9 protein-coding genes and 1 pseudogene are annotated in these 13,899 nt (G+C 69.5%); 1 reads left to right on the forward strand and 9 read right to left on the reverse strand.

Annotated features, from left to right (window positions below; all coding sequences use genetic code 11):
* Window positions 1–130: 130 nt before the first annotated feature.
* From E1294_RS15500 to E1294_RS15515, 4 genes are all read right to left on the reverse strand, one after another.
* Entirely contained in the window at window positions 131–3,079 is a 2,949-nt protein-coding gene (locus E1294_RS15500) for a type I polyketide synthase (protein WP_132509094.1), read from the reverse strand.
* Window positions 3,076–4,323: an ATP-grasp domain-containing protein gene (locus E1294_RS15505; RefSeq protein ID WP_132509096.1), complete on the reverse strand. Its 1,248-nt coding sequence runs from the start codon at window positions 4,321–4,323 to the stop codon at window positions 3,076–3,078. Before E1294_RS15505 ends, E1294_RS15500 begins: the two co-directional genes overlap by 4 nt.
* Window positions 4,324–4,394: 71 nt before the next feature.
* Window positions 4,395–7,652 carry an AfsR/SARP family transcriptional regulator gene (locus tag E1294_RS15510; RefSeq protein WP_132509098.1) on the reverse strand — a complete coding sequence of 1,086 codons (3,258 nt, stop codon included), beginning with the start codon at window positions 7,650–7,652 and terminating at the stop codon, window positions 4,395–4,397.
* A 319-nt stretch (window positions 7,653–7,971) separates the two neighbouring features.
* Window positions 7,972–8,550, reverse strand: a complete 579-nt coding sequence (locus E1294_RS15515) for an ABC transporter substrate-binding protein (RefSeq protein ID WP_132509100.1) — start codon at window positions 8,548–8,550, stop codon at window positions 7,972–7,974.
* A gap of 352 nt (window positions 8,551–8,902) precedes the next feature.
* Here E1294_RS15515 and E1294_RS58045 point away from each other — a divergent pair.
* Window positions 8,903–9,181 (forward strand): annotated as a pseudogene (locus E1294_RS58045) (DUF6444 domain-containing protein); the annotation flags it as partial.
* Window positions 9,182–9,838: 657 nt separating this feature from the next.
* Here the strand turns inward: E1294_RS58045 and E1294_RS15525 are convergent.
* From E1294_RS15525 to E1294_RS58050, 5 genes are all read right to left on the reverse strand, one after another.
* A complete protein-coding gene (locus E1294_RS15525; RefSeq protein WP_132509104.1) occupies window positions 9,839–10,141 on the reverse strand; it encodes a hypothetical protein in 303 nt (100 codons plus the stop codon).
* A gap of 514 nt (window positions 10,142–10,655) precedes the next feature.
* Window positions 10,656–10,949 (reverse strand): ferredoxin, encoded by a 294-nt coding sequence (locus E1294_RS15530; RefSeq protein ID WP_132509106.1) that lies wholly within the window; start codon window positions 10,947–10,949, stop codon window positions 10,656–10,658.
* A 7-nt stretch (window positions 10,950–10,956) separates the two neighbouring features.
* Window positions 10,957–12,180 carry a cytochrome P450 gene (locus E1294_RS15535; protein ID WP_132509108.1) on the reverse strand — a complete coding sequence of 408 codons (1,224 nt, stop codon included), beginning with the start codon at window positions 12,178–12,180 and terminating at the stop codon, window positions 10,957–10,959.
* Window positions 12,181–12,348: 168 nt separating this feature from the next.
* Window positions 12,349–13,461, reverse strand: a complete 1,113-nt coding sequence (locus tag E1294_RS15540) for a sigma-70 family RNA polymerase sigma factor (protein WP_342775052.1) — start codon at window positions 13,459–13,461, stop codon at window positions 12,349–12,351.
* Window positions 13,462–13,600: 139 nt separating this feature from the next.
* The coding region (locus tag E1294_RS58050) for a hypothetical protein (protein WP_425465206.1) at window positions 13,601–13,899 on the reverse strand (299 nt) is incomplete at its 5' end.

Consider the following 13,899-nt stretch of genomic DNA (forward strand, 5'->3'; position numbering starts at 1 on the left):
TGCTCGTCTGTGAGCGAGCGTGCGTGGTGTTCGTAGGACATGCCGAGGACCTTTTCCATTCGTGTGCCGATTGACGGTTCGCTTCGTTCCTGATCGTGTGAATGCCGGCCTGGAGCTGGCCCGGTGCCGGTCAGCGGCCGGTGACGACCGCGACGAGTAGCTCGTCGACCGCGCGGGCGAGCGCGCGCGGGGTTGTCGCCGTCAGCGGGAGGTGGACGGGGATGTCGACGTCGAACATGGGCCTCAGGCGCGCGACGAGCTGGGCGGCGGCGATCGAGTCACCGCCCGCGGTGAAGAAATCCTCGTCCGGCTCCGGTCGGGCGCCCAGAATCTGCTCCCACCAGTCGCGGACGGCTTCCAGGAGCTCGGCGATCTCGCCGTCCTGTGCGTCGGCGGCCGGCTCGGGTTCCGTTCGCGGCCGCGGCCTGGTGCCGTACGGGTCGATGCCGCGCCTCAGGTCCTCCAGAGCCGGGTGAAGCACGGGTGCGGTGAGGAACGTCCGCGGCGGAGCCTCGGTGCGCAGCCCGCGGTCGGCAGCGCTGTAGACGCTCCAGTCGACTGCGCATCCGCGCCGCCACAACTCGCCGACGGCCCGCGGTACGAGTGCCGCCGGGTGGTCCGCGGGCTCCTCCGGCAGCACCGGTACGCAGTTCTCGGCGGGAACTCCGCCTTGCCGGGCCGCCCGCAGGAGCCCCGAGCCCAGGCTCAGCTGCACATAGAGAGCCGTGGGATACGCGCCCGCCACAGTGCGCAAGGCCCGCGCGAACTCAACGGGCTCGCGTAGCTGGGCGCCCCAGTACCCCGGGTCGGTGGCCTCTTCTGGGCGCAGCCACTCGCCGCTGCGGCACGAGATCAGCGGGATGCGGGGAGCATGCAGCACCCGCGCGGGCAGTCGCGCGGCGAAGTGGGCGGCGGCGGGTGCCATGCCCGGGTGGTGGAACGCGTGGGACGTGTCCAGGGGCCGGTATGTCAGCCCTCGGTGGTCGAGCCATGCCAGCAGACGGCTTGCCGCCTCGGGTCCGTACGAGATCGCGGTGGACGTGGGCGAGTTGACGACGGACACGCACGCATCTTCCGGCAGATCGCGCAGCAGCTCCTGACCTGCCCTCACGAGGAGCATCGAGCCCGCGGGCATCGCGGCCATGGCCTCGGCCCGGCGGCAGATCGCCTCGGTCGCATCGGCAAAGGTGAGTACCCCCGCGAGGCAGGCCCCGGTGAGCTCGCCGACGCTGTGCCCCGCGATCGCGTCGGGGTGCACGCCGGCAGCCGCGAGTGCGGCGTGGACGCCGGAGGCCAGCAAGTGCAGTGCCGGCTGCGCGACGCGGGTGTCCGGTGTGAGCCGTCCCTCGGTGAACGCCGAACGGACCTGATCGGCTGTCCTTCCGCCCGCCGCTTCCGCGACGACGTCCATCCCCTCGTCGACGATCCCGGTGAATGCGGGGTCGGCCCCGTAGAGCTGCCGGGGGGCTCCATCCTTCAGCACGCCTTGCCCGGGCAGCAGATAGACCACGGCCGGCGTGGTGGCAGGCGCGGTCGCGAACGACTCGGGGCCGGGCCAGGCCGACCGCGGGACTTCGCCCTCGGCGGGCACCACGGCCACAGCGCGGACCGCGAGCGCGGGCCGTCCCGTGCGCAGGGTGTGTCCCAGGTCATGGCGCTGCTCGGGCCCTCCCGCGGTTACGGCCTCCGCGAATGCGGCGGAGGTCTCGGCGAGCCGCTCCGGGTCGTCCGCCGACAACGGCAGCAACTGCCAGGCGCGGCGCTTCCCGCGGACGGGAGATCCTCCGGCCGGAGGGTCACCGATGATCAGGTGGGCATTGGTGCCGCCCAGGCCGAAATTGCTGACGGCGGCGTACCGTGGTTCCGCACCCCGCGGCCAGGGCTGGCACTCGCCGGAGAGCCTGAACGGTGATCCGCCCAGATCGATCGCGGCCGCGCCCTCCACGATCGGCAGGTTGGGCGGGATGCGCTCGTGCCGCAGGGCCAGCAGGCAGGCGATGGCGCCTGCGGCGCCTGAAGCGGCCGTCAGATGACCGACATTTGCCTTGATGGCGGACAGCCGGATGTCGCCGCGCGTGGCGCCTGCCTCCCGGAAAGCCAGAGTGGCGGCTTCGATCTCCAGGGGGTCGCCCACGGCCGTCCCCGTGCCGTGCGTCTCGAACATGCCGATACGATCGGCCCTCAGCCCGGCCACATCGAGTGCCTCGGCGATGAGGGCGGACTGCCCGCTCACGCTCGGCGCGGTGTAGCCGGCACGGTCCCTGCCGTCGCTGTTCACGACGGTGGCCGCGATCACGCCCAGGATCGGGTCGCCGTCATCGACGGCGGCGTCCAACCGCTTCAAGAACAGCGCCGCTATCCCGTTCCCGTCCACGGTGCCGTCCGCTCCAACGGTGAACGGCTCGCAGCGTCCCCGCGGCGAGAACACGCCCCCCTCGGAGTAGAAGTACCCGGCGTCCTCCAAGTCGATGGCGGTCCCGCCGGCGACCGCCGCATCGCATTCGCCGGCCAAGATGGCCTGGCTCGCGAGGTGGATGGCAACCCCTGAGGTGGAGCAGGCGGTCTGCACGCTGATCGCAGGGCCGGTGAGCCCGAAGCAGTACGCGATCCGCGTGGCGAGGAAATCGGCGTTGTTCCCGGTGACCAGCCACGTCTCGTCCAGAGCACTGTCGGTGTGCCTGAGCCGGCCGCGAAGCATCGGACCGTGGTCACCGATCCGCGTGCCGACGTACAGGCCCACTTGCCCCCGCAGGTCCGCGATGTGGTGACCGGCGCTTTCCACGGCGCGGTAGCACGCCTGCAGCATGGCCCGATGCTGCGGATCGGTCAGTGCGGCCTCGCCGGCGCTGAATCCGAAAGCGGCGGCGTCGAACGTGAGGGGATCGGCCAACGGGTAGGCGACGGGAACGTACTGGGGATGGGAGTAAGTGCGATACGGAACGCCGCGTCGGGCCAGCTCCGCCTGGTCCAGCTCACGCCGCCCGCTGCGGCCCTCGGCAAGCAGCCGCCAGAACGCGGCCGGATCGGCCGCCCCGGCTGTGCGGATGGACATGCCCACGATCGCGACCTGATCAGTCATCGACAGGCCCGCTTCACGGCCAGGGCGGCCGCGGCCACCAGCTCCACCAGTTCTTCGTGCCTGCCAACGGTCCCCCGCAGCACCGCGAGCTGCTGGAGGGAGCCGAGCCGCCAGCTAATGCGCTGTCCATCGCGCACGCGCGTCTCCACCCACTCCACGGCGGGCAACTCGGCGAGCGCCTCGAGTGGAGCGATGGACACCATCTCGCTAGTGTCCTGAGGACACACCACGAAGTACTGGAACACGACGCGTTCCGGTGCCGTGCCGGAAGGTAACTCCGCGGGCCGACCCAGCGCCACCGACATCGCGGCGCGCACCATGTCGACGCCCGTGGCGCGCAGCGTGAGCTCGCCGACCCAACCCCCCAAGCGCCCGTTGACCTCTATGATCCGCGGCCCCTGCGGGGTCAGCTTGACCTCCGTGTGGCACAGGGAGTCACGCACGCCCAGCGCCGTGATGGCCGCATGGGCGAGAGCGGTGATCTGCTCGGCCTCCTCGGGAGTCACCATGGCGGGAATCGCCTTGCCGGTCTCCCGGAACGGTGCGGCCAGGGGGAAACTCCCGGTGATCCCGAACGTCGAGATCTCCCCGGCTTGGACAACCGACTCGACGGACACGTAGTCGCCGAGCGGCGTTCGTGCCGGGCCATCGGGCAGCAGCTCTTCCAGGACGAACGGACGGTCGGGGCCGACCTCGAAGCGCCGCGCCACCGCCGTGCCCTCCGCCGCCGACTCCACCCTGCAAGTGTCGACGCTCGCCGCGCCATGCCGTGGCTTGAGCACGGCGGGAAAGCCGACCAGCTCGCCGGCCGCCGCCACGTCCTCCGGCCCGTACAGAGGCACGCAGGCCGTCGACTGCACTCCCCGCTCCGCCAGCACCTCGCGCTGCCGGAGCTTGTCGGTGAGGTCACGGGCAACCGCCTCATCGTGCCCAGGCGTTCCGCAGGCCCGAGCCAGGGCGGCCGCTCCGACGATCTGGTGCTCGGCGCAGGTCATCACACCCGAAGGGCGGAGCGCGATGACTTCCTTACAGACCTGCTGCCACGGCAGACCGGTGATGTCCACGACCTCAGCCAGGTCTCGCATCAGCGGCAGCTGTTCCGCCACGTGCGGCAGCGAACGGTCCGCGAGGAAGACCAGCTCGCACAGCCCGCGGGCGGACACGGCGATCTGCATCGCGGACGCGCTTCCCACATCGTGCAGGACGGCAAGCAGCGGGGCCGGGGTTTCGGCGGCATGGTCCATCGGACCCCCTTGGCAGTGTGGTCAGCGAACGCTGGATGGCCTGCCCCGGAGCCTGGCACCGGACCGTTCGGCTACCGTATGGAATCCGCATGGGCGACGAGAAGCGGGCATGCCGACTCCTGGCCCGCGCCTACTCCCATTTCAGCGAACAGGCCATGCGCGCGCCGCAGCAGCCAAGTAGCCGCGGGACCGCCCATGGTCACCGCCCGGAGCCGCCCGAGGGTGAGGAGCACCCTGGCCTGGACCAACCGCTCACCCGACTGCCCACTGCGCAGCAGGGCACGGGCACACTCGGTCTCGGAGGCGGCGTGCTCCCCGAGGGCCAGCAGCGCGACCGCCAGTACGCCGTGCGCCCGGGCGAGCACCACCGGTGCCTTCTCCTGCGCCAGTGCCACTGCGCGCTCCGCATCCGCACGCGCGTGCGACAGCCTCTGTGTGGCGCAGGAGATCTCCGCTCTCGCGGTCAGCGCCTCCACCAGTCCCTCCGCGTAGCCCGTACGCTCGGCGATCTCTACAGCGATCCGGACGTGCTCCGCGGCGTCGGCGGTCCGGCCGAGGCCGAGTTCGGCGCGAGAGCGCCAGGCCAGGGCGTCTACCTGGCAGTTCTGGTGCTCGACCCGGGCGGCGATGCTCAGTGCCTGCTCCTGGACCGCGATGGCCTCCGTATAGCGGCCGGCGTCGCAGTGCACGCGGCCGAGATACTCGAGTGACATTCCCTCCGCGAAGGCGGAGCCTGCCTCCACGGCGCACCTGACCGCCCGGCGCAGCACAAGCTGGGCATTGCCGAGTCTTCCCTGCTTCTGACGTATGAGGCCGAGATTGCTGCGCGCGAGAGCCTCCAGGTGTTTGGCCTGCGCCGACACCGCCAGCGGAATCGCCCGCTGGAGCGCCTCTTCGGCGCTGGTCAGCCGGGCGAGGGTGAGCTCGGCGGAGGCGACGTTGTTCAGGCATTGCGCCTGGCCGTACGCGCTGCCCAACTCCTGGTGGATCTCTGCCGCGGTGGCGTACAGTCCGACCGCCTTCCCGGGATCGCCCAGTTGCTTGACCGCCACTCCGCAACCCACCAGCGCGTATGCCTCGCCCAGCCGCCAGCCCGTCCCGCGGGCCAGCAGCAGCGCCCGCTCGTACGCTTCCAGCGCCCCGTGCAGATCAGTCAGCCGCCAGCGGACATGCCCCGTGGAGAGGAGCATCGCCGCCGCGCCCTGCCCGTCATGCTCCTTTTCTGCGGCCCCCAGCGCGAGGTCCACCAGCCGCAGCCATTCGGACAGGGAACGGCGGTGGTGGAGCAGATCCTGCAGCGCGTCCACGATCAGCCACGCGTAGCGCCGGGGACCGTGCTCGGCCACATGGGTCAGCAGGCCGACGAGGTTGTCCCATTCGGCGTCCAGCCAGGCCTGTGCGGCCGGGGCTCCGTCGAACTCCTCGGGGCACACACCGGGGGGCGGCGGTTCACCGGGCAGGATCGTGTCGCGGAACCCGTGCGCCTGGGCCACTGCCCGCACGGAGTGGAGGCTGTAGTCGAGCAGTCGCCGCACGGCGTTCGCCCGGTCATCCGCGGCCTCCTCCGCCTGGGCGCGTTCGGCAGCGTAGTCCAAGACGAGGCCGTGGACGCCGTAGCCGAGCTTGGTGCCGCCGCTGACGAGGTGTACCCGCGCTGTCGAGTCGAGCAGATCCTCGGCTTCGGGAAGTGGCAGGCCGGCCAGTGCGGCCGCGGCTGACACGGAGATCCGTTTGGCCGGTACGAGGCCGAGCAGCCGGAACATCCGGCGATCTGCCGGCTGAAGTGACAGATACGACAGGTCGAGAGCGGCCCGCACCCCCGCGTGCGGCTCACCCGCCAGATGCAGCCGCGGCAGCCTCCCGCGCCGGGAGAATTCCTCGACTATGTGGCGGACTGGCCGATCGCCCTGCTCGGCGATGCGAGCGCCGGCTATGCACAAGGCCAGGGGCAGGTAGCCGCACAAGTCGGCCAGCCGTTCGGCGGCGCCGTCCTCGTCCAAGAGCTGGCGACCGCCCACCTGCTGCAGCAAAACCAAGGCATCGTCGCGCCGCATCACATCGAGAGTAAGGCGGCGCGCACCGTCGAAGGCCACCAAGCCGCTGAGCCGGTCCCTGCTGGTGATGAGGACGAGACAGCCGGGGCCGCCGGGCAGCAACGGCCGCACCTGGGCAGGTTCGGAGACGTCGTCGAAGACCAACAGGCAGCGCCGGTCAGCGAGCAGCGAGCGGTACAGCGCCGCCTGGGCGTCGAAGCTGACGGGGATGCTCCGCGACGACTGGCCGAGCGCCTGCAGCAGCAGCGGCAAAGCCTCGTCCGGTCCCATGGGTTTGGCTGTGTCGAAGCCACGCATCCCGAGGAAGAGCTGCCCGTCGGGGAACCGGTGCGCAGCCCGATGGGCCCAGTGGAGGGACAGGGCGGACTTGCCCACGCCGGCGGGGCCAGCGACAACGATCAACCGTTCTTCACGGGCGTCGAGTTCGTCGATCTGGGAGAGTGCGGACTCCCTGCCGACGAACCGCCGAATGCCGGTCGGCAACTGCCTCGGGACATCCGGCATCGGCGACGGGCCGACGGAGGGAGCCGGCGCGCCGTCCAGCAGTTCCTGGTGCAGGCGCTGCAGCTCGGGCGTGGGCTCGACGCCCAGCTCGTCGACGAGTCGCCGCCGGTAGCCGCGGAACACCTCCAGCGCCTCGGGTATCCGGCCGGTCGCACGCAGAGCGCGCATGAGCTGACCCCTGGGGCGCTCGCGGAGGTCGTAACCGTCCATGCGGCCGCGTAGTTCGGCTACGGACTCCTCGTAGCGCCCCAGTGCCAGACTGGCCTCGGTCCTGGTCTCGAGCGCGGTCAGTCTGAGCTCATCGAGCCGGGCCGCCTCCTGGAGGGCCAAGAGTCCCGGCGCGTCCGCAAAGGGGTCTCCCCGCCACAGTTCCAGCGCCCGGTTGCAGAACTCGATCACCTCGTCGTACCGGTCGAGCTCCGCCGCCCTGATCGCTTCGGTCACCTGATGCTCAAAGAGCGAGGTATCCACGGTCGCACCGTCGACCTGGAGGAGATAGCCGGGCTGCCGGGTGATCACCAACCGGGCGCCGACGTCGCCGCAGCACGCGCGCAGCTCTGCGATCAGCGCGCGCACGCGGGCCCTGGCACTCCTCGGCGGCTTGCCCTCCCAGAGGCGGTCTGCGATCTGATCGGCAGGCACCACGCGTCCCGCCTCGAGTAACAATATGGCGAGCAGGGCACGCTGCTTCCCGGTCAGGGCAACGGGGGCGCCGTCCACGACGAGCTCCGAGGGTCCCAACAGGTGTAGCTCGATGTGCATTGATCCCATGGGGTGACCGTAATTGAACGAGCGGTTGCCGGCGTGGGCCGAGGCGCTATTCCGTTGCCTTCGGGCGTGGCCGCCGTATAGGGGTGGCCAGGGCAGCGCCCTCGGCCAGCCTACTGGCTGCTTCGTGATGCCAGGGCTCGAGCGTGCTCGGCCAATGAGATATGTGGGTGCCCGAAACTCGGCCGTTGGGGCTGACCTGGGGTTCGGCGTTCCGGTTGCTGACAGGGATGATCGCTCTTCATGGCGCTGCGGTTGTTTTTCGATGTTCTTCTTTCAGAGGGAGAGGTTGCCACCGGCTCCCGCTGAGCCGGTGACGTGCCTACGCACCGATAGAGACGCCGAACTCGGCTTCGCTGACCTTGAACATGGGATCCCAGGACTTCCACTCGGTGTTGGTGTGGACGGCGATGGTGTGCTGGCCGTCGGGGGTGCCGATCGCGAAGAATAGGTGCCCCAGAAGCTGCCGCCGATCCCGCGCACCGTCCGGCCGCCGGTCGCCTGCTTGTCGAGCTCGAACAAGCCCGGGCCGTAGCGGGAGTGCGGCACCCAGTAGCTGCCCTCGGTGGAGACGGTGGCGTACCTGCTGGGGGTCGCTCGCGATCAGGCGCTGCGCCTTTACCAGCGCGCGCTGAAAGGCGGCCAGCGTGCGGGGGTTCTCCCGGACCCACTCGTCGGTGGCCGTGATGCCTGCGGTGTGCAGGTTCGCGAAGTCCCGGCTCATCGTGTCCGCGACGATCCGCACCTGTCCGGTCTCGCGGCCCACGGTGACGAACGGCTCGGCCAGCAGGGCCGCGGAGACCTGTCCCGCGCGGAGCGCTTCGAGTATTTCGGGATAGGAGCGGGTCCGGCAGTGGCTACCACGTCCGGCCGCGCCCGCCACCAGCCGCTCGACGTGCACCGCGCGGACCGGCGCCCAACGGGCCAGCCGCGCCTACATGAGATTGTTGGGGCTCGGTCATCTACGCTCACGAAATCCTGAGACATGGTCACTGCTACCATTACATAGTGCTGAAACTCCCGGGTTCGACGTAATTCGGAGCTTCTAGAGAGTGCTGTGGCCGGAACATGCAGGTCAGCGGCTGGGGGCGGACCTCCCGGGCCGAAATTGCCTAGAGACGCGATTTTGATGATTCACCAGCGCTGGCCTGGGCTTCGGCTCTATCCTCTGGAGTCGTGTACGTAAGCATTCACGTCGTGCGCAAGGTGTAGCGGTTCGGGCCGCTGCGTGACTGTCCGTCACTTTGATCAGTCTGGCCATTGGTGATGTGATCGTCAGATGTCCGGCCTGGAGGGAGCTGTCCCGCAAGGAGCTGATCGCTCTGAGGCGCGCGCTCATGGCCGAGAACGCCACGCTGAAGGCGGAGGTCGCCCAGCTGCGCGAGCGCGTGGCCAAGCTGGAGCGGCTGGTCTCGCGAAACAGCGGCAATTCTGGGATGCCGCCCTCGGTCGATGACCTTCCTGGCCGTAGGCGGCCGATGGAGCGCACCTCCGACGATATCGCCGGTCGCAGGCCGGGTAAGCAGCCCGGCGCCGACGGCAAGGCGCTGGCCTGGTCGAACGAGGTCGCCGAGGGCGACACCGTCGAGCACTTCCCGGACGGTCCATGCCAGTGCGGGGCCGATCTCGGTCAAGCGGCCGACCTGGGCGTGACGGCCCGGCACCAGCAGATCGAGATCCCGCTGGTGGTGGCCCGGCGTTTTGAGCACCGCCTGCATTCGGTGGCCTGCCGGTGCGGCGCCTTGCACACCGCGCCGCGTCCGGTGGGTGTGCCCGCTGTGCCGGTCAGTCTCGGGGTCAATCTGCAGGCGTGGTGTGTGTATCTGCTGGTCGTTCACGCTATTCCGGTGCACCGAGTGTCGGAGCTGGTGGCCTCGCTGACCGGCGCGCAGCCCTCGCCGGGGTTCGTGCACTCCGTGCCGGGCGCGGCTCAAGGATGCGGCCGTGGGCAACGAGCGCATCCGCCAGCGCGTTCGTTTCCCCAGTGATGGTTCTGATTCGTGCACCCAACCCAGGATGTCCGCGGATCAACTCGGTGGCGACCCACTCGTCCAGTTCGCTTCCTTGCTCCCACGTCGTTGCGGACAACACCACCGGCACCGGCCCTTCCTGGTCCCGGGAGGCAAGTAGGTCCCGAGCCAGGCGGATCACCAGCACGCTCTTGCCCGCGCCAGCGGTGCCCAGCACCACTAACCGTGACGCTTTCGCGGTGCGTAGCCCGCGCCGGACTTCGTCAAACTCGCCTGTCGACGCCGCTTCGCTGCCGAGCGGGCCGGGTTGGATGAGTTTCCACCGACTGGCAACGGCCGGGGATCGTTGACGCGACGCAGTCGCTCCTCCTCAGCCCATTCCTGCTCAAGCGCTCTGGCCAGGTCGTCAAGCGCTTCCTCGAGGGTCACATCCGTCAGTCGGGGCGCGGCACGCAACCACGTGATGAGATGCCGCACGTACGGCAGCAGCCACGCGGTGAGCGCCAGAAAGAACGCCCCCACGCTGCCGAAACTGTCAGCCCAGCTCAGGCCTCCTGACCGAGTTTGAAGACGCCGAAACCTAGCCTCGGCGATTCGTGCGCCCAGCAGGACGGAGGTGAAGCCGTGACGTAGCGGCTGATCGTCTGTTCGTAAGCTCGTCGTCGCTTGCCGGTGGAAGTCCGGTCCGGGTAGCTGCCAGGAGGCCCGGTAGCAGGCTGGCGGTTTCGTCTGGAAACGGGCGGGGTCGAAGCCCAGCGTCAAAGGCCCTTTCCTGGGGGAACAACGATGCGGTCCGTAGCATGAAGCGAAGCCTGCGGCGTCGTTAGAGGTCCCGGCCGTGAGGTCGGGGACAAGGGAGAGCCGAGCCCCCGAATCCAGGGCGAAGGCCATGGACGCGGTGAAGAGCCTGGAAGCGCAGCCGTCAAGGACTCCCCGGCGTATGGGGCGCGGAACGTATCGACAGTGGCGACGGGAACTGGGGAGGCCCTCCCCGGCCCGGCAACCTGCGGAAATCGTGTGGCCGGAGCGTGGCGTCCTATAACCGGTCAACGCCGGGAAGTGGAAGTGCCGGTCGGGTGGGCGTCGGAGGCGGCCGTGGTACTGCTGGAGCCGACCGGACAACATAACCGGAGGACTCCTGCGGGATGGACAGGGCTCGGGATGGGCACAGGGCGACGGCGTGACGTGCCTGTGCCGCGCTCTGGTCGTCGGGGTGGTCGGTCAGCAGGGCCACGATGCCGTCGTCGTCTTGGTCGAAGACGGCCGGCTCGGTCGGGACGCATTGGCCGGAGCCGACGCAGAGGTCGCTGTCGGCTTCGGAGCGCTTCATGTCCTGATCACCAGGTGACCGGGAGTTCGTGGGCGCCGTAGACGACGGCGTCGTTCTTGAACGGCAGGTCCTCGGCCGGTACGGCGAGCCGCAGGGTGGGGATGCGGCGGAACAGCGTGTCGAAGACGATCTGCAGTTCCATCCGGGCCAGGTTCTGGCCGAGGCACTGGTGCGGGCCGAAGCCGAAGGCGAGGTGGTGGCGGGCCCCGCGCTCGATATCCAGTTCGCCCGGGTCCTTGAATGCCGCCGGGTCCCGGTTGGCCGACAGGGCCGAGACGATGACGCCCTCGCCGGCCCTGATGCTTACCCCGCCGATCTGCACGTCTTCGGTGGCCACCCGGGCGGTGACCGTGTCGGTGATGGTGAAGTAGCGCAGCAGTTCCTCCACGGCTCCGGGTGTCCTGCCCGGCTCGGATTTGATCAGGGCCAGTTGGTCCGGGTGGGTGAGCAGGCCGAGCACGCCGAGGGAGATCATGTTCGCTGTGGTCTCGTGGCCGGCGGTCAGCAGCAGGAAGGCCAGGCTCACCAGGCCGGTGTGATCGAGGGCGCCCTCCTGGCGTTGCCGGGCGATCTGCCGGCCAAGCAGGTCGTCGCCGGGTTCGGATTCTTTGCGGGTGACCAGGTCGTCGAAGTAGGCGCGCAGTTCGGCGAAGGCCCGCCGGCGGTCTTCCAGCGAGGTCAGGCTCACCATCATGGTGGTGCGGCTTTGGAAGAAGTCGTGGTCGGTGTAGGGGACGCCGAGCAGCTCGCAGATCACCAGGGAGGGCACCGGCAGGGACAGCGCCTGGACCAGGTCGATCGGGTGCTGGCCGGTGGCGAGCATGTCGTCGATGAAGTGGTCGACGATGTCCTGGATGCGGGGGCGCAGCGCGGCCAGCCGCTTCACGGTGAACTCGCCGACCACCGGGCGGCGGGCCGCGGCGTGTTCCGCGCCGTCCATGCCGAGCATCACCGGCGGCTGGCTGCGCTGCAGTTGCAGGGTCGCCGGATCGAGGTTGAAGAGCGGGTAGCCGTCGTTGCGCCGATCGGAGGAGAAGCGGGGGTCGGCGAGCACGGCACGGGCCTCATCCTGCCGGGACACCCACCACGCCTCGCCACCGCTGGTCAGGCGGATCTTGCTGATCGGCGCCTGCTCGCGCAGCCGTTCGTAGGCGGCGGGCGGGGCGAACGGGCAGCCACGCTCGACCGGTAGCTCCAGGTCGGCGAGTTCGCTGGCAACTCTCTTCGTCATGAATGTCCTCCCAGTAATGGATCTGGTTGAGTTGGTGGTACTTGTCGGTGACCTGGGGAGCGTGATCGACACCGCCACCGTGGGGCTCCCGAACCGCCGGACCGTCTGTGCAGTGCCACCACGCCCCGACATGGCCCCCTGGAGCGCCGCACAGCAGTACGGGGATCCTCATCGACGTGCCGCCTCCGTTCGGATGGCAAGACGCGCTGCTGCTTTCTCGCCTCCGTCAGGTTCAGTTCGTTTTCCGAGGCCCGCGGCCGGATCGTCACGGGTATTCACCTCAGGGTCAGTGGAACCTCGGCGTCGATGCGGGTCAGCTTGGCCGGGTTGCGGACGTAGTAGAGGCCGGTGATGCGGGCGTTCTAGACGCGGATCGCTATGACGCCGTCGATCTCGCCGTCCACACGGAGAACGAGTGCCGGGTTGCCGTTGACCACGGTGGGCTCGCCAGTGAGCGCGACGTCGGCCTTGCCAAGACGGCCGACGATCATGCGGGCTACCTTGCCAAGACGGCCGACGATCGGCCGCGGCGAGGTCTGCTTGACCTCCGCCGCCGCCTCCGCCGCCGCCTCCGCCGCCGCCGCCGTCGCCGTCGCCGTCGCCGTCGCTCACCAGGACGACCTGCGGGGCGAGCATGTCAAGCAGGCCCTGCAGGTCCCTGGTTTCGAGCGCGCGCTGCAACGACTCCAACACCGCCCCGATCTGGCTCGGGGAGACCACCTCGCGCGGGCGGCGAGCCTCGACGTGCCGACGGGCGCGGTGCGCGATCTGCCGGACGGCCGCGGAGCTCTTGCCGACGGCGGCCGCGATCTCCTCGTGACTGACATCCAAGACCTCGCGCAGCACGAAGACGGCCCGTTCCGTGGGTGAGAGCGTCTCGAGTACGAGCATGAGCGCCATCGACACACTTTCGGCGAACTCGACGTCCTCGGCCACGTCCGGCGCGGTGAGCAGCGGCTCAGGCAACCAGGAACCGACGTAGTCCTCCCTAAGGCGCCTCATGGTGCGCAGCCGGTCGAGCGAACACCGGGTCGTGATCCGCAGCAGGTAGGCGCGCTGGTCGCGCACCTGCTCCCTGTCGACCTTGACCCACCGAAGCCAGGTTTCCTGCAGGACGTCTTCGGCGTCGGCCGCAGAGCCGAGCATCTCGTAGGCGACGGTGAACAGCAGGTTGCGGTGAGCGAGGAACGCCTCGGTGGCGGATTCCAGTCCGCAGTCCACCTGGCCGCCGCCGGCGAGTGGTTCGGCTGTGCCCGTTGTCGGCTCGCTTGGCTCGTTCAACGGCTGGCTCCTGCCTCGTCTCGACTGCGCTCTATGCACTAGACGTCGGCCCGCACCGGTGTGGGACACCCGCGATCTGTGGCGTATGTCACATGACCCGCACTGTCACGACGTCCAGATTGCCGACGTCGCATGGTCGTCAGGACGCCGTGCGAACGATCCGCGCGGCACCCAACTCCACGAGTGATCGCCTTGGCCTCGTCACGTGGTGATCAGCGCGCAACCGCCACCTTAGAAGGAACGGAAAGACAGTCTGCGGGAGAAGACTCTCTACCGGCTCCTGTACGAGACCGCCGCCCGGGCCGAGGAAGTCCTCACCCTCAACATCGAGGACCTGGACCTGACCGCCCGCCAGGCGCGGGTCAAGGCCAAGGGCGCCCGCGCCAAGACCCGCCGCCGCGGCCAGGCCCGCGAGGACTTCGTCCTGGAAACCGTCTA

The organism is Nonomuraea diastatica (assembly GCF_004349015.1).
In the GTDB taxonomy this organism is placed as follows: Bacteria; Actinomycetota; Actinomycetes; order Streptosporangiales; family Streptosporangiaceae; genus Nonomuraea; species Nonomuraea diastatica.

Excerpts from the sequence above, each read along its gene's own strand:
- E1294_RS15535 (WP_132509108.1), bottom strand. The coding sequence starts at position 12,180 with ATGACGAAGAGAGTTGCCAGCGAACTCGCCGACCTGGAGCTACCGGTC.
- E1294_RS15500 (WP_132509094.1), bottom strand. The coding sequence starts at position 3,079 with ATGACTGATCAGGTCGCGATCGTGGGCATGTCCATCCGCACAGCCGGG.
- E1294_RS15505 (WP_132509096.1), bottom strand. The coding sequence starts at position 4,323 with ATGGACCATGCCGCCGAAACCCCGGCCCCGCTGCTTGCCGTCCTGCAC.
- E1294_RS15510 (WP_132509098.1), bottom strand. The coding sequence starts at position 7,652 with ATGGGATCAATGCACATCGAGCTACACCTGTTGGGACCCTCGGAGCTC.
- E1294_RS15530 (WP_132509106.1), bottom strand. The coding sequence starts at position 10,949 with ATGAAGCGCTCCGAAGCCGACAGCGACCTCTGCGTCGGCTCCGGCCAA.